This is a genomic window from Geminicoccus flavidas (genome assembly GCF_009806515.1).
GTDB lineage: Bacteria > Pseudomonadota > Alphaproteobacteria > Geminicoccales > Geminicoccaceae > Geminicoccus > Geminicoccus flavidus.
Genome location: NZ_WUJP01000520.1, coordinates 1 through 14175 on the forward strand (window position 1 = coordinate 1; position 14175 = coordinate 14175).

At 67.8% G+C, this 14175-nt stretch carries 14 protein-coding genes; 5 read left to right on the top strand and 9 right to left on the bottom strand.

Annotated elements, in window-relative coordinates:
- The 4 genes from EQG76_RS14645 to EQG76_RS14660 all read right to left on the bottom strand — a co-directional run.
- On the bottom strand, positions 1 to 719 hold a 719-nt coding region (locus tag EQG76_RS14645), incomplete at its 3' end, for an ABC transporter transmembrane domain-containing protein (protein WP_255476530.1).
- A 97-nt stretch (positions 720 to 816) separates the two neighbouring features.
- Positions 817 to 1698 (bottom strand): endonuclease/exonuclease/phosphatase family protein, encoded by an 882-nt coding sequence (locus EQG76_RS14650; RefSeq protein WP_159714755.1) that lies wholly within the window; start codon positions 1696 to 1698, stop codon positions 817 to 819.
- Positions 1695 to 2918 carry an adenylate/guanylate cyclase domain-containing protein gene (locus EQG76_RS14655; RefSeq protein ID WP_159714756.1) on the bottom strand — a complete coding sequence of 408 codons (1224 nt, stop codon included), beginning with the start codon at positions 2916 to 2918 and terminating at the stop codon, positions 1695 to 1697. Before EQG76_RS14655 ends, EQG76_RS14650 begins: the two co-directional genes overlap by 4 nt.
- Positions 2899 to 3114, bottom strand: coding sequence for a hypothetical protein (locus EQG76_RS14660; protein ID WP_159714757.1), 216 nt, complete (start codon positions 3112 to 3114; stop codon positions 2899 to 2901). Before EQG76_RS14660 ends, EQG76_RS14655 begins: the two co-directional genes overlap by 20 nt.
- A 232-nt stretch (positions 3115 to 3346) precedes the next feature.
- On the opposite strand from EQG76_RS14660, the gene EQG76_RS14665 reads away from it, so the two are divergent.
- Positions 3347 to 4666 (top strand): Nramp family divalent metal transporter, encoded by a 1320-nt coding sequence (locus tag EQG76_RS14665; protein WP_159714758.1) that lies wholly within the window; start codon positions 3347 to 3349, stop codon positions 4664 to 4666.
- A gap of 20 nt (positions 4667 to 4686) precedes the next feature.
- Here EQG76_RS14665 and EQG76_RS14670 read toward each other — a convergent pair whose 3' ends face one another.
- The 4 genes from EQG76_RS14670 to EQG76_RS14685 form a co-directional block, all read right to left on the bottom strand.
- A complete protein-coding gene (locus tag EQG76_RS14670) occupies positions 4687 to 5529 on the bottom strand; it encodes an amino acid ABC transporter substrate-binding protein (protein WP_159714759.1) in 843 nt (280 codons plus the stop codon).
- Positions 5530 to 5684: 155 nt separating this feature from the next.
- Entirely contained in the window at positions 5685 to 6461 is a 777-nt protein-coding gene (locus tag EQG76_RS14675; protein WP_159714760.1) for an MlaA family lipoprotein, read from the bottom strand.
- Positions 6458 to 7825 (bottom strand): alpha/beta hydrolase, encoded by a 1368-nt coding sequence (locus EQG76_RS14680; RefSeq protein WP_159714761.1) that lies wholly within the window; start codon positions 7823 to 7825, stop codon positions 6458 to 6460. The genes EQG76_RS14675 and EQG76_RS14680 overlap by 4 nt, the downstream gene beginning before the upstream one ends.
- 253 nt (positions 7826 to 8078) lie before the next feature.
- Entirely contained in the window at positions 8079 to 9590 is a 1512-nt protein-coding gene (locus EQG76_RS14685; RefSeq protein ID WP_235031373.1) for a UxaA family hydrolase, read from the bottom strand.
- 398 nt (positions 9591 to 9988) lie between these two features.
- Here EQG76_RS14685 and EQG76_RS14690 point away from each other — a divergent pair, with 398 nt between their 5' ends.
- The 4 genes from EQG76_RS14690 (at position 9989) to EQG76_RS14705 (ending at position 13204) form a co-directional block, all read left to right on the top strand.
- Complete coding sequence (locus tag EQG76_RS14690; protein WP_159714763.1) at positions 9989 to 10753, top strand: ABC transporter substrate-binding protein; 765 nt, start codon at positions 9989 to 9991, stop codon at positions 10751 to 10753.
- Between the two features lie 80 nt (positions 10754 to 10833).
- Positions 10834 to 11490, top strand: coding sequence for an amino acid ABC transporter permease (locus EQG76_RS14695; RefSeq protein WP_159714765.1), 657 nt, complete (start codon positions 10834 to 10836; stop codon positions 11488 to 11490).
- An 8-nt stretch (positions 11491 to 11498) separates the two neighbouring features.
- A complete protein-coding gene (locus EQG76_RS14700) occupies positions 11499 to 12233 on the top strand; it encodes an amino acid ABC transporter ATP-binding protein (RefSeq protein ID WP_159714769.1) in 735 nt (244 codons plus the stop codon).
- 44 nt (positions 12234 to 12277) lie between these two features.
- Complete coding sequence (locus tag EQG76_RS14705; RefSeq protein WP_159714767.1) at positions 12278 to 13204, top strand: fatty acid desaturase; 927 nt, start codon at positions 12278 to 12280, stop codon at positions 13202 to 13204.
- Between the two features lie 6 nt (positions 13205 to 13210).
- On the opposite strand, the gene EQG76_RS14710 is transcribed toward EQG76_RS14705, so the two are convergent.
- Positions 13211 to 14175, bottom strand: a 965-nt coding sequence (locus EQG76_RS14710; RefSeq protein ID WP_407925540.1) for a cobaltochelatase CobT-related protein, incomplete at its 5' end; no start/stop codon positions are given.

The following is a 14175-nucleotide window of genomic DNA, read 5'->3' on the forward strand; positions in this document are numbered from 1 at the left end:
TCCTCGGCGGTGAACGCCTTGACCATCTCGTAGTTGATCAGCCCGTCCACCGCCTGGCCGGCGAACAGATTGTCCAGCCGGTTCATCTCGCGCCGGTAGCGGGTCCGCCAGTTGGTGGTCCAGATGGTGAAGGCCGCATAGACCGCGATCGTGACGAACACGGTGAACGCCCAGCTCCAGGGATAGAGCCGCAGCAGGATGCCCAGCACCAGGACCAGCTCGACCAGGACGGGGCCCATGGCGAACAGGGCGGTGGTGAGCAGGAAGCTGATCGCCTTCACCCCGCGCTCGACCGAGCGGCCGAGCTCGCCGGTGCGCCGCTCCAGATGGTAGCGCAGCGACAGGTCGAACAGGTGGCGATACACCCCGATCGCCACCCGCCGCCCGGCCCGCTCGCCCACCCGGGCGAACAGGGCGTCGCGCAGCTCCTGGAACAGGGCAGCACCAAGCCGCGCCGCACCATAGGCGACCAGTGCCACGAGCGGGACGGTCAGGAGGTCGGCCGGCACGCCCAGCGCGTCGACCACCCGCTTGAGGAAGAACGGCACCTGGATGTTCAGGAGCTTGGCCGCCACCATGGCGATGCTGGCCAGCACCACTCTGATCCGGAGGCCGGGCTCGTTCTTGGGCCAGAGATAGGGCAACACGAAGGTCAGCAGGCGCCGCAGCTCGGCCAGTCCCGCCCGTGGCTCGCCCGGTGGCTCGATCGGCTGCTGCATCCGCTCCCCGTTACCCGATCCGGCCCAAGAACGGAGCGGATGCTGGCGATGGCCGGTCGTTACGCGGCTGGCTGGAACGGGTCCAGGAAAACCGGGTTCAGCCGAGCTCCAGCTCGACCGCGACCGGCTGGTGGTCGGACAGGTCGCCCGGCAGGATCCGGCAGGAGCGGACCAGCGGCGCCAGGCCCGCGGTTACCAGCACATAGTCCAGCCGGCGCGGCGCCACCTGCGGATCATCCCACCAGGTCATGCCTTCCTCCTCGGCATGGCCACAGAGCGTCCAGGCGTCGGCGAACCCGTCCAGATGGGCAACCCGGCCGAAATGCGGGTCGCAGGCGCCCACGAGCCGGGCATAGGCCGGTTCCTTCGGCGTCAGGTTGAAGTCACCGACCAGCACCATGTCCGGCGGCACCGGGGGCGCCTGGATCTCCTCGCCCCACCAGGGATCTTCGCGCCCGGCAGCGCCGTGCGAGATGCCGCCGGAAAGGGGGGCCTCGCGGTAGAGCCGGAGCAGGGCGTCCGCCTGCTCCAGGCGCAGGTCGGCCTGGGCATGGTCCAGATGGGTCGAGCAGAAGCGCAGATGCCGGCCGGACGGCAGCTCGAGGATCGTGTCGAGCGCGATCCGGGCACTCGTCGGGATGCCCATTGCCGCGCGCCGCGGCAGGGTCACCGGATTGGCGGTCAGGATCGGGAGGCGGGAGAACACCGCATTGCCGAACTGGCGGCGCACGGCGCCTCTGGGGCCCGGCCCCTGCTGCTTCAGGATGTCGGTGGCGGGGCCGTAGACGTAGTAGTGGTCCGGCAGCAGCTCGGCCAGCCGCGCCACCTGGTCGACCTCGCCGGTCCGCCGCCAGAAGCGTTCCACCTCCTGCAGGCCGATGATGTCGAACGGGCGCAGGAGATCGGCCTGGCGCTCCAGATCGACCCGGTCATCGCGGCCGCGGCCATACTGGATGTTCCAGGTGACGAGCGAGATCATGCGGTCGGATCCAGGGTGAAGAGGTTCTGCGGGCGGGTCACGCCACGCAGCGCATAGCGGCCGAGCGAGACCAGACGATGACGCTCGGCCGGTGCTGCCAGGGCGAACGCCTCGCTCAGGATCACCGGCTGGTCCAGGCTACGCGACAGGGCGGCAATCCGGGCGACTTGGTTCACCGCCTGGCCCAGCACGGTGAAGTCCATCCGGGTGGTGCTGCCGAAATTGCCGTAGAGCAGCTCGCCATGGTGCAGCGCCACGTACACGCTCGTGGTCGGCGCGCCGCGCTGGGCACGTCGCTCGTTGAGCTGGGCCACCACTCGGCGCGTGTCGTCCACGGCAGCCAGGGCGCGGGCCGCACCATCATCCTGCTGGAACACAGCGAGGATGCCGTCGCCGGTGAACTTCAGGACGTTGCCGCCATGCCGCGCCAGCTCGTCGGAGATGGTCGCGGCATAGTCGTTGAGCAGCGCCAGCACGCCCTTGGGCGGCTTCTCGTCGGTGATCTTGGTGAAGTCGGCGAGATCCGAGTACCAGATCACCGCGCTGATCGGGTCGGCCCGGCCGCGCAGCACGTTGCCGTCCAGCACCTTCTGCGCCGCATCGTCACCGAGATAGACGCTTAAGAGGGTGCGCACGGTGACGAGCGCGGCATTGGCCTGGATGATCAGGACTAGGATGCTGGCGATGCGCCCGAGACCCTTGGCGGTGGCCTGGTCGATTCGGAACCGGCCGCCATGGGCGAAGGACACCCAGACGTCGTTGTCCACCGTGATGCGCAGCGCGCCGCGCACCCGCTCGGTGAACAGCAGGTACTCCGTCACGCCCTCCTGGCGCAGCTCGGCCAGGATCGGGAACTGCGCGGCCAGGCGGTCGTCGTCGGTCGGGAGCTGGATGGACTGGCCGCCCGTCTCTATCAGGTGGCGGATCGGGCTCTTGATCCACTCCTCGACGTCCCAGCTTTCCCGCCGCTCCATCATCAGCGCCTCGACGCCCGTGCTGGGCCGCCAGCGCCAGCCCATGCCCTCGACCGTGGGATGGAGCAGCTCGCCGCCTGCCGCGAGGCGGAGGATCGGCAGGCCGATCGCGGTGAGCCTGGCCGCTACCAGGCCGATGAACTCCCCGGGATCGGGAAAGTCGGAGGCGCGGGCCAAGAGCTCGTCGCATAGCTCGAGGAGCTGGCCGGCACAGTCCGGGCAGCCGTCAGAAATTGCCTCGGCCATGCAGTTCCACCCCGGTGAGCAGCGAGATGAGGTGCGCCAGGCAGAGTACGATGCCGATGGTGCCGATCGCCAGCCAGAACAGGGCGGGCACCAGCGGCGCCGGCCCCAGCCCGATCGGCCGGCGGTCCTGCCAGGCGCCCAGGCCCGCTAGGAGCGTCGAGACGATCAGCCAGCCGATGGTCCAGGACATCGTCATGGTCGGGATGCCGCGGCAGCAGGAAGGAACATCGGCTGCATGTGCGCCTTGCCCGGCCATCGATCAAGCGGGAGGGCTGTAGCCGGCGGGACGCAGGCGGGTACGGAACCGGGCGGCCTCGAGCGAGTCCTGCCTGCGCCCGGGCTTGCCTCCCCGACCCGTGCGCGACAGGACTGCCGTGCGATCCTCGAACCGGAACAAGATGGCCGCTCCACCCGAAGGCGCCGTGCGCATGCCCGACCAGCCCGGCCCAGTGCCGCCGCGGAGCCTGCCGGAGGTGCACGGCACCATCGCCGTGCCCATCGGCGGAGGCTTCGGGCGCAAGCTCATGGCGTTCCTGGGCCCGGGGTACCTGGTCGCGGTCGGCTACATGGACCCGGGCAACTGGGCCACCGGGCTCGCCGGCGGCTCGGCGTTCGGCTACACGCTGCTCTCGGTGGTCCTCTTGTCCTCGCTGATGGCGATCCTGCTGCAGGCACTGTGCGCCCGCGTGGGGATCGCGACCGGCCGCGACCTGGCGCAGCTCTGCCGCGAGCGGTTTCCCAGGAGCATGGCTTACCCGCTCTGGCTCCTGGCCGAGCTGGCGATCTGCGCCACCGACCTGGCCGAGCTGATCGGCACGGCCATCGCGCTGCAGCTCCTGTTCGGCATCCCGCTGCTTTACGGCGTGGTGCTGACCGCGCTGGACGCCTTCCTGATCCTCTGGCTGCAGCACAAGGGCGTGCGCCGGCTGGAGGCGCTGGTGTTCGGCCTGATCACCCTGATCCTCGCCTGCTTCGCGGTGCAGATCGCCCTGGCCGACCCGGACTGGGGTGCGGTGCTGCGGGGCTACCTGCCCGCCGCCTCGATCGTCACCGACCAACGTCAGCTCTACATCGCCATGGGCATCATCGGCGCCACGGTGATGCCGCACAATCTCTACCTCCATACCGCACTGGTCCAGTCTCGCGCGGTCGGCGACGAGGTCGCCCAGCGCCGCGAGGCGATCCGCTTCGCCAGTTGGGACAGCAGCATCGCGCTCGTGCTGGCACTGCTGATCAACTCCGCGATCCTGATCACTGCGGCCGCCGTGTTCCACGCGGCGGGGCAGACCGATGTCACTGAGATCCAGCACGCCTACCAGCTGATGGCGCCGCTCTTGGGCGGCAGCCTGGCCGCGATCCTGTTCGCGGTGGCCCTGCTGATGTGCGGCATCAACTCGACGGTCACCGCCACGCTGGCCGGCCAGGTGGTGATGGAAGGATTCCTGCACTTCCGGATGCCGGCCTTCCTGCGCCGCCTGATCACCCGGCTGGTCGCCATCGTGCCGGCGGTGCTGGTCACCTGGCTCTATGGCGAGAGCGGCACGGCCGAACTCCTGATCCTCAGCCAGGTGATCCTGTCCTTGCAGCTGCCGTTCGCGGTCATCCCGGTCATGCTGTTCGCCTCGGACCGCCTGCGCCTGGGCCCGCTGATGGCGCCGCGCTGGCAGCTCCTGCTCGGCTGGGCGATCGCGCTCCTGATCGTGGGGCTGAACCTGAAGCTGATCGCCGACTTCCTGCTCGGCGGCTGAGGGTCAGGCCGGCGCGCCGCTCACTCCGGCAGCGCGTTGATGACGTAGAGCGCCTGCACCAGGGTGGATGGCTCGGCACCGGAGCCGAACGAGGCAGCGAAGATCTGGTCGATGCCGTCGCGGTAGAGCCCGGCCAGCACGCGGTCGACCGCGAGCCGGAAGTCGCTGTCGCCCTTGGGCAGGGGCAGCGCATAGGGCTCGTGGGAGTACAGGTGGCCGGACACCATCAGCCGGTCGGCATCGGGGCTCTTGCGCCACTGGTAGAGCAGGATGGCACCATCGCCGAAATAGGCGCCCAGCCGGCCGGCGGCGAGGTCGGCCACGCCCTGCTCATGGCTGTCCACCGCCACCAGCTCCGCCTGGAACTGCTGCTCGGCCAGCGCCTCCTTCAGCTCGGCCTCCGTGGTGGTGCCGGCCCTGACCCCGATCTTCTGCCCGGCCAGCTCCTCGAAGCTCCTGGGCCCGTCCTTGCGGTAGAGCAAGGTCGAGCCGGTGACGAAGGTCGGCAGCGAGAAGTCGACCAGTTCGCGCCGGGCCAGGGTTTGGGTGGTGGCACCGCACACCAGGTCGACCTTGCCCTCCAGCAGCTCGGCAAAGCTGCCCTCGTCCTTCACCGGCAGGTAGCGGACCTCCAGCGCGTCCAGCCCCAGCTCGGCCTTGATACCGGCCGCGATGGCCTTGCACAGTGCCACGCTGTAGCCGGCAGCCTCACCGATGGGGCTCTCATAGGAGAAGGGCTCGGCGTCGGTCCGGTAGCCCAGCGTGATCGTCCCGCCCGTCTTGATACGGTCGAGCGTCGCCGCTTCCGCGGTGGCGGCGGTCAGGCCGAGGCCGATCAGGCCGGCCGCGATCAGGATGCGCATGCGTCGTTTCCTCCCTCAAGTTGCCCGAACGGGCGGCGCCGTTGGGGCGGCCCCGGCTGCCCGGTTTTCACACCATGCGTCAGGAGGAAGGGCGCTGTCATGACCGGAACGGACGACCGGGGAGGGCACGTGCCGCTAGTCCGATTGCGCGCGCGTCAGTTGCGGATCTTCACCTGGCGGGACCTAGTGATGAAGTAGCGGACCAGGTCATACTCGAAGGGCGAGCCGGTCGAGTGGTAGCGGAAGTCGATCTGGTAGCGGGCGTCGATCGGCCAGAGCCCCCAGAACAGCAGGTCGTAGAAGATGTCGTCGCGCACGTCGCTCGGCAGCTGCTGGAGCAGGACCCAGTCGGTGGCCAGGTCCACGCCCAGGCCGGTGGTGTCGCGCAGGTTCGACGGACCCAGGATCGGCAGAACGAGATAGGGACCGTCGCCCAGGCCCCAATAGCCCAGGGTCTGGCCGAAATCCTCGTCCTGGCGCGGCAGGTTGAGATGGCTGGCAGGGTCGAACAGGCCGAACAGGCCGAACGTCGAGTTGATGATGAACCGGAACAGAGTGGGCGAGGCCTTCTCCACCTTGCCCTGCAGCACCGAGTTGGTGAAGGTCGTGATCTCTTCGAGATTGTCGAAGAAATTGCTAACGCTCTTGCGGACCGGCGCCAGGGTGACGAACGTGTAGGCATTCACGACCGGCAGATAGACGTACCGATCGAACTGGGCGTTGAACTTGTAGATCGCCCGGTTGGTGGTCTCGAACGGATCGTAGATCGCGATCGGGTTGGCGGCCTCCCGGGTCTCGCCCGGCCGGAGGAACTCGGTGATCGGCCGGATCGGCGGGGCCATCCCCTGCGGCTCGGCCGGCGTGGTGGCGCAGCCGGCCAGCGGCAGCAGGAGCAGGGCCAGGGCGGCGCGGCGGCCAGTGGTGCTGGTCATGTCGCGAAGTAGCCGCTGATCTGGTCGACGAACGGCCAGAAGGCTAAATTGCCCATGTGACCGCCGTGCGGGTGGATCCAGGCGCGATCGCCGAAGATCTCGCGCAGCCCGTGCAGGTCACCGGGCGCCAGGATGACGTCGTCGGCATTGGTGATCAGGCCGATCTGCTTCTGCCCCGCCAGCCAGTTGCCGATCCAGCGGAGGTCGCTCCGGTCGATCAGGTCCTGCCGGGTCAGGCCAGCGCTGGCATAGCGTTCGACGTACAGATCGTCGAAATAGTCGGTGAAGCTCAGGCGCAGCGTCACGGCGAAATAGTCACCCAGCGGCGTCGTCGAACGGAATTCCTGGCCGCGCGGGAACACGTAGCCCGACCGGCTCATCACGTCCGAGGTGAAGATCAGGTTCGTGGTCGACAGGCGGAACGACAGCCCCACCGTGGTGGCGAGGCTTTCGTCGCTCGGCTGGAGCCGCCGGTACAGGTCGAGCAGCGCGTCCTGATTGGAGAAGTCGAGCGGGTCGGCCGGGCCGTAGGCCTCCGCCAGCCGTGCCGTCGCCCGCGCCAGGAAGTGGTTGAGCCCGTCGATCCCCTGGGGCAGGCCCTTGTAGAGCATCGCGTCGATCTGCTGGATCGAGTGGTAGAGATTGAGCGGCGGGTTGAGCAGCAGCACCCGGTCGAAGCCGATCGGTGCTGCCCGCGCCGCATCGGCCCTGGCCACGAAGGCGGCATGCCAGGCGCCCAGGCTGTAGCCGGTGAGGTCGTAGCGGCTCACCTGGATCCGGCCGGCCAGCCGCTGCCGGATCGCGTCCATCGCCTTGAGGAGGTCGGCTGCGTCCTGCTCGCCATTGCCGGGCAGGAAGGTGCTGCCGGCGGTGACGATGAAGTTGGCATGGCTGGGCGAGGGGATCAGCACCACGTGCGCGCCGCCAGCGTGCAGAGTCCGCGCCAGCAGGATCATCAGCCGCGAGCGGTCGTCCGCCCCGGTGCCCGCGATCACGAACACCAAAGGTGCGGGGCGTTCCTGGAGCAGGGTCGAGTAGGTCAGGCCGCCATCATAGTACCAGAACCCTTCCGGGATCGCCCGGCCGGGGAAGCGCTCGAGCGACGCGCGCTGTGGTGCCAGCCCGTCGGGCAGCACTGCCCTCAGCTCGGCGGGCGTGCCGACCACGGTGGCGACCCAGGGATTGGTGAAGGGGAACGGCGCAGAAGCTGCCGCAGCGTCGGCCGGGGCGAGGCTGGCCGGCGCATGACCGGCGGAGGTGGTGCAACCGCCCAGCGCCAGCAGGCCCGCCATCCCGAGCAACTGTCGCCGGCTGGGGCCGTGCCGGCCATCGGGCGGGTCCAGCGCGACGCTCGGACGGGTCATGGGCAAAGGGACCACTCGCGGAAGGTCGACGCCGAACGGACCGGCCAGCCGGTGCGCCAGGGGCATCCTACGGTACGTTCACCTTCCGGCGCCGATGGAACCCGCCTGGGTAGCGCAATCCGGTACCACTGGTGCCGATCCTGGACAAGGCGGCCATCGGCGCCGGCCGCGGTACCCAGACGCGTCCGGGCCAGGCTACGAGTGGAAGAACAGGAGAAGGGCGGGCGCCGCCTTCACGCGGCGCCCGGCCGGATCACATCACCGCGCCGACCATCCACGGCACGAACTCGTGGTCGCCCACGCCCAGCTCCTCGGACTTGGAGTGGTTGCCGCTCGCGACCTCGATCACCTTGTGGAAGATGCGCTCGCCAACCTGCTCGATGGTCTCCTCGCCATCGACGATCGTGCCGGCGTTGATGTCCATGTCCTCCTCCATGCGGCGGTACATGGGCGTGTTGGTCGCGACCTTGATCGACGGCGCCGGCTTGAAGCCGAAGCAGGAGCCGCGGCCGGTGGTGAACACGATCATGTTGGCGCCGGACGCCACCTGGCCGGTGGCCGAAGCCGGGTCGTAGCCGGGGCTGTCCATGTAGACGAAGCCGCGCGCGGTGACCGGCTCGGCATACTTGTAGACGCCATGGAGGTTGAGCGTGCCGCCCTTGGCGGTGGCGCCCAGCGACTTCTCCAGGATGGTGGTGAGCCCGCCCGCCTTGTTGCCCGGCGAGGGGTTGTTGTTCATCTCACCGCCATTGATCGAGGTGTAGTGCTCCCACCACTTGATCCGCTCGATCAGCTTGGCGGCGATCTTCTCGTCCACCGCGCGGCGGGTGAGCAGGTGCTCCGCACCATAGATCTCCGGGGTCTCGGACAGGATCGCGGTGCCGCCGTTGCGGACCAGCAGGTCGACGGCGTGACCCAGCGCCGGATTGGCGGTGATGCCGGAATAGCCGTCCGAGCCGCCGCACTGCAGCGCCAGGCTGATCTCCGAGACCGAGATCGGCTGGCGGGCATATTCGTTCACGCCCGGCAGCATCTCCTTGATGATCTCGTGCGCCCGCTCGATTGTCTTCCGGGTGCCGCCCGTGGCCTGCATGGTCATGGTGCGGAAGTTCGGGCCGGGCTGGATCTGGTAGGCGTCCAGCAGGAAGTCGATCTGGTTCACCTCGCAGCCCAGGCCGATCATCAGCACGGCGGCGAAGTTCGGGTGGCGCGCGAAGCCCCAGAGCGTGCGCTGCAGGTTGCCATAGCCCTCACCGGCATCCGCCATGCCGCAGCCCGTGCCATGGGTGATGGCAACGATGCCGTCGACGTTCGGATATTGGTCGAGGATCTCCTTGGGGAAGCGCTCCGCGATGAACTTGCAGACCGTGGCCGAGCAGTTCACCGTCGACAGCACGCCGATATAGTTGCGGGTGGCGGCACGACCGTCCCGGCGCAGGTAGCCCTGGAAGCTCGGACGCTGGTCCTCGGGCACATAGTCGATCGGCCTGACGTCCGCGCCCACCGCATAGTCGCGGTCGAAGTCCTGCATCACGCAGTTATGGACGTGGACATGCTCACCGGGTGCAATGTCCTGGCTGGCGAAGCCGATGATCTGGTTGAACTTGCGGATCGGCTCGCCCTTGGCGATCGGCCGGGTCGCGACCTTGTGCCCCGCTGGAATGCGCTGGGTGGTGCGCAGGTCCTCGTTGCCTAGATGGGTGTTGGGCAGGATGTCGAGCCTGGCCACGACCGTGTTGTCGTTGGCGTTCAGGCGGATGGTCAAGGCAAGCTCGGTCAAGGTCGTAGGGCCCCGGGTTGATCCGCGCACATCATAAGCGTTCCAAGGACCAGTGCCAGGGGCGAGGACGCCCGGACGCGGTCGGGTCGTCCGGTCAGGCAGCCGGCTTGGCGAGGAGACGTGAACCGTTCGAGATCACGCTGCATGCTGCAGCGGCCCCTCATAAGGCGTCGCGGCGCGCGATTTGCAAGATGTCATGGCGCCGTGACCAAGCTCGATGCCGCCATGCCACGAGCGTGGCCAGCCGCCTTCATGTCAGAGCGACCGGAAGACAAGGCATGGCGCCGGTGGACGCGAGCAAGTAGAGGTTCGTGCCCATGGTCATGCGCAACCATGGGGCACCGGCCGCCATGGACATTAGCAAGTTCGAGGGGAGCATCATCATGCGTCTGAAGTCACTGTTCGCAAGCGTATTCGCCCTGTCGGTCGGGATCGCCGCCCTGCCGGCGATCACCGGTGAGGCCCGGGCCGAGACCCTGCGGGTCGGCACGGAAGCCCAGGGCATCCCGTTCAGCTTCCTGAACGACCAGAACGAGCTCGACGGCTTCATGATCGAGCTGGTCAAGGTGATCGGCGAGAAGGTCGGCTTCGACGTCCAGCTTGAGCCGATGGAGTTCTCGGCCCTGATCGCATCCCTGACCTCGGGCAAGATCGACCTGATCTCGGCCGCCATGTACAACACGCCGACTCGCGCCGAGGTCGTGGACTTCTCTGACGACGTGTACAGCTTCGGCGAAGGCATGGTGGTCTCCAAGGAGGACACCAAGGAGTACACCTCGTTCCAGGACATGGCGGGTGAGGTCGTCGGCGCTCAGGTCGGCACCGTCTACATCGCGGCCCTGGAAGAGGCCGGCATCTTCAGCGAGGTGAAGGCCTACGAAACGATCCCGGCCGTCATGAACGACGTGAACGCCGGGCGCATCAAGGCCGGCTTCGTCGACTACCCGGTGGCCTCCTATTATCTGGGCCAGGGCCAGTTCCCCAATGTTCACCTGGTCAAGAGCTACAAGACGGCGCTGCCCGGCAAGATCGGCATCATCACCAAGAAGGGCGACACCGAGCGCATGACCAAGATCAATGGGGCGATCGCCGAGCTGAAGTCGAGTGGCGAGCTCGACAAGATGATCGAGAAGTGGAGTCTGAACTAAGTCCGGATCGCGGACCGAGTTGAAGGTCATGACGCGGCGGCCGGCCTCCGGTCGCCGCGTCCATTATGAAGAAGTTCCGCATGAGCAGCTTTCTTCAGGACATGATCAATTTCCTGCCGGCATTGATGAAGGGCATTCAGCTTACCCTCATCGTGACGGTCGGCTCGATCATTTTCTCGACGGTGCTGGGCCTGGTCTGGGCGATCATGCGCCTGTCCTCCAATCGCGTGCTCAGCCTGACCAGCGCGACCATCGTCAACATCCTGCGCGCCATCCCGATCCTAGTGCAGCTCTTCTACATCTACTTCGTGATGCCGGAGCTGGGCCTGGCGCTGACCGCGCTGCAGGCCGCGATCATCGGCCTGGGCATCGCCTATTCCTCCTACCAGGCGGAGGACTTCCGGGCTGGCATCGAAGCGGTCGACCATGGTCAGACCGAGGCCGCGCAGTCGATCGGCATGTCGCGCGGCCTGATGATGCGCCGGGTGATCCTGCCCCAGGCGATCAAGATCATCCTGCCCTCCTACGGCAACACCATGATCATGATGCTGAAGGACAGTTCGCTGGCGTCCACCATCACGGTCGCGGAGCTGTCCCTGCAGGGCAAGCTGATCGCCTCCTCGACCTTCAAGAACACGGCGGTCTTCACCGCCGTGGCGCTGCTCTACCTGGTGATGTGCCTGCCGCTGATGGGCCTGAGCCGCTGGCTGGAGAAACGCATGGGCCGGAGGCGCTGACGATGGCGATGATCGAGTTCCAGGACGTCCACAAAAGCTTCGGCGCGTTGGAGGTCCTGAAAGGGATCGATGCCACGGTCGGCAAGGGCGAGGTGGTTTGCATCATCGGCCCGTCCGGCTCGGGCAAGTCGACCATGCTGCGCTGCGTGAACGGGCTGGAGGACTACCAGAAGGGCAGGGTGCTGGTCGAAGGCCAGGTGGTCGACCGCAACAAGAAGTCCATCCGCGAGGTGCGGATGGAGGTCGCGATGGTCTTCCAGCGCTTCAACCTGTTCCCGCACCGGACGGTGCTGGAGAACGTGATCGAGGGGCCGGTCTATGTGAAGGGCGAAAACCGGGCATCCGCAATCGAGCGCGGCCGCGCCCTGCTTGAGCGGGTGGGGCTCGCCGCCAAGGCCGACAACCATCCGCAGCAGCTCTCGGGTGGTCAGCAGCAGCGGGTCGCGATCGCCCGGGCCCTGGCAATGCAGCCGCGCGCCATCCTGTTCGACGAGCCGACCTCGGCGCTCGATCCGGAACTGGTCGGCGAGGTGCTGACCGTGATGCGCGACCTGGCCAAGGAGGGGATGACCATGCTGATCGTCACCCACGAGATCGCGTTCGCCCGCGAGGTGGCTGATCGCGTCCTGTTCATCGACGGCGGCGTCATCGTCGAGCAAGGGCCGCCATCGGAAGTGCTGGTGCGGCCCAGGCATCCGCGCACCCAGGACTTCCTCCACCGGGTCCTGCACCCGATCGACTGAGCGCGCTAGGATCGGCCATGGATCGGGTGCGGGAGGAATAGCGTATGGCCGAAGCCGGATCGGGCGAGTTCGACCATCGCCGGCTGATCTCCAGCCTGGGTGCCGAGCAGCGCCGGGCGCTCACGACCCTGGCCAACGGGCCTGGGCTGCGCCAGCTTTTCGCCCATCTCGGCCTGATCCTCCTGCTGGGCGTCCTGATCGGCACGAGGGTGCCCGGCTGGCCGCTGCTCCTGCTCCCGCAGGGCATCCTGATCGTGTTCCTGTTCACCGCCCTGCACGAGACCAGCCACAACACCGCGTTCCGCACCCGCTGGCTGAACGCGGCCGTGGCGCATCTGGCGGGCTTCCTGATCCTGGTCCCTCCTTGCTGGTTCAAATATTTCCACTTCGCCCACCACCGGCACACCCACGATCCGGACCATGATCCGGAACTGATGTCGCCCAAGCCCGAGACGCTCTGGCAGTATGTCCGCTACCTGTCGGGCCTGCCGCTGTGGTGGTCGATGCTCCGCACGCTGGCCGCCAACGCGCGGGGCGTCATCACCGACCCGTTCCTGCCGAAAGGTGCCCGGCCGCAGATGGCCTGGGAGGCACGGGCGATGCTGGCGGGCTACGTCCTGCTCCTGCTGGGCTCGCTCTGGAGTGGCTCTGCCCTGCTGCTCTGGACCTGGCTCGTGCCGATCGTGCTGGGCCAGCCCTTCCTGCGCGCCTACCTGCTGGCCGAGCATGCCCGCTGCCCGCATGTCGCCAACATGCTGGAGAACACGCGCACGACCTTCACGACCCGGATCGTGCGCTTCCTCGCCTGGAACATGCCCTACCACGCCGAGCACCACGCCTTCCCGACCGTGCCGTTTCACCGGCTGCCGGCGCTGCACGAGCACGCCCGGGCGCATCTGCGCCAGACCGAGCGGGGCTATGCCCGCTTCAACGGCAAGTTCGCAAAGGCGGTGGCCAGCGGCCGGGCCTGAGCCCGGTCAGGCCGCCCGGCGCCGGCGCCCCGGGCGGTCCTCATCCAGGTCGAACAGCTCGGCCAGCTGCTTGAGCATGGTGCCGCCCAACTGTTCCGGATCGGAGATCGTGACCGCGCGGCGATAGTAGCGGGTCACGTCGTGGCCGATGCCGATCGCTAGGAGCTGGACGGGCGAGGTCGTCTCGATCTGCTCGATCACCTGGCGCAGGTGCCGCTCCAGATAGTTGCCCGGGTTGGAGGACAGGGTGCTGTCGTCCACCGGGGCGCCATCGGAGATCACCATCAGGATGCGGCGCTGCTCGGGTCGGGCGAGCAGACGCTCGTGCGCCCACATGATCGCCTCGCCGTCGATATTCTCCTTAAGCAGCCCTTCGCGCAGCATCAGGCCGAGGGCGCGGCGGCCGCGCCGCCAGGGCGTGTCCGCGGCCTTGTAGATGATGTGGCGCAGGTCGTTCAGCCGCCCGGGATTGGCGGGCTTGCCCTCGCGCAGCCACTGCTCGCGCGACTGGCCGCCTTTCCAGGCGCGGGTGGTGAAGCCCAGGATCTCGACCTTGACGCCGCAGCGCTCTAGCGTGCGCGCCAGGATGTCGGCGCTCATCGCCGCCACCGCGATCGGCCGGCCGCGCATCGAGCCGGAATTGTCGATGAGCAGGGTCATCACCGTGTCGCGGAAGTCGGTCTCCTTCTCGACCTTGAAGCTCAGCGCATGGCTCGGGTTGACCACCACGCGGGTGAGCCTCGCCGCATCCAGGATGCCTTCGTCCAGGTCGAACAGCCAGGAGCGCTGCTGCTGGGCCATCAGCTTGCGCTGCAGCCGGTTCGCCATCTTGCCGATCATGGCGTGGAAGCGCTGCAGCGACAGGTCGAGCTGGCCGCGCAACCGGGTCAGCTCGGACGGGCCGCACAGCTCGTCGACCGTGACCACCTCGTCGAACTTGCGGGTGAACACCTTGTAGGCGTTGGGATCGC

Bases quoted from the DNA above. Each gene is read 5' to 3' on its own strand.
- EQG76_RS14650 (WP_159714755.1), bottom strand. From the start codon at position 1,698: ATGATCTCGCTCGTCACCTGGAACATCCAGTATGGCCGCGGCCGCGAT.
- EQG76_RS14655 (WP_159714756.1), bottom strand. From the start codon at position 2,918: ATGGCCGAGGCAATTTCTGACGGCTGCCCGGACTGTGCCGGCCAGCTC.
- EQG76_RS14660 (WP_159714757.1), bottom strand. From the start codon at position 3,114: ATGACGATGTCCTGGACCATCGGCTGGCTGATCGTCTCGACGCTCCTA.
- EQG76_RS14665 (WP_159714758.1), top strand. From the start codon at position 3,347: ATGCCCGACCAGCCCGGCCCAGTGCCGCCGCGGAGCCTGCCGGAGGTG.
- EQG76_RS14670 (WP_159714759.1), bottom strand. From the start codon at position 5,529: ATGCGCATCCTGATCGCGGCCGGCCTGATCGGCCTCGGCCTGACCGCC.
- EQG76_RS14675 (WP_159714760.1), bottom strand. From the start codon at position 6,461: ATGACCAGCACCACTGGCCGCCGCGCCGCCCTGGCCCTGCTCCTGCTG.
- EQG76_RS14680 (WP_159714761.1), bottom strand. From the start codon at position 7,825: ATGACCCGTCCGAGCGTCGCGCTGGACCCGCCCGATGGCCGGCACGGC.
- EQG76_RS14690 (WP_159714763.1), top strand. From the start codon at position 9,989: ATGCGTCTGAAGTCACTGTTCGCAAGCGTATTCGCCCTGTCGGTCGGG.
- EQG76_RS14695 (WP_159714765.1), top strand. From the start codon at position 10,834: ATGAGCAGCTTTCTTCAGGACATGATCAATTTCCTGCCGGCATTGATG.
- EQG76_RS14700 (WP_159714769.1), top strand. From the start codon at position 11,499: ATGATCGAGTTCCAGGACGTCCACAAAAGCTTCGGCGCGTTGGAGGTC.
- EQG76_RS14705 (WP_159714767.1), top strand. From the start codon at position 12,278: ATGGCCGAAGCCGGATCGGGCGAGTTCGACCATCGCCGGCTGATCTCC.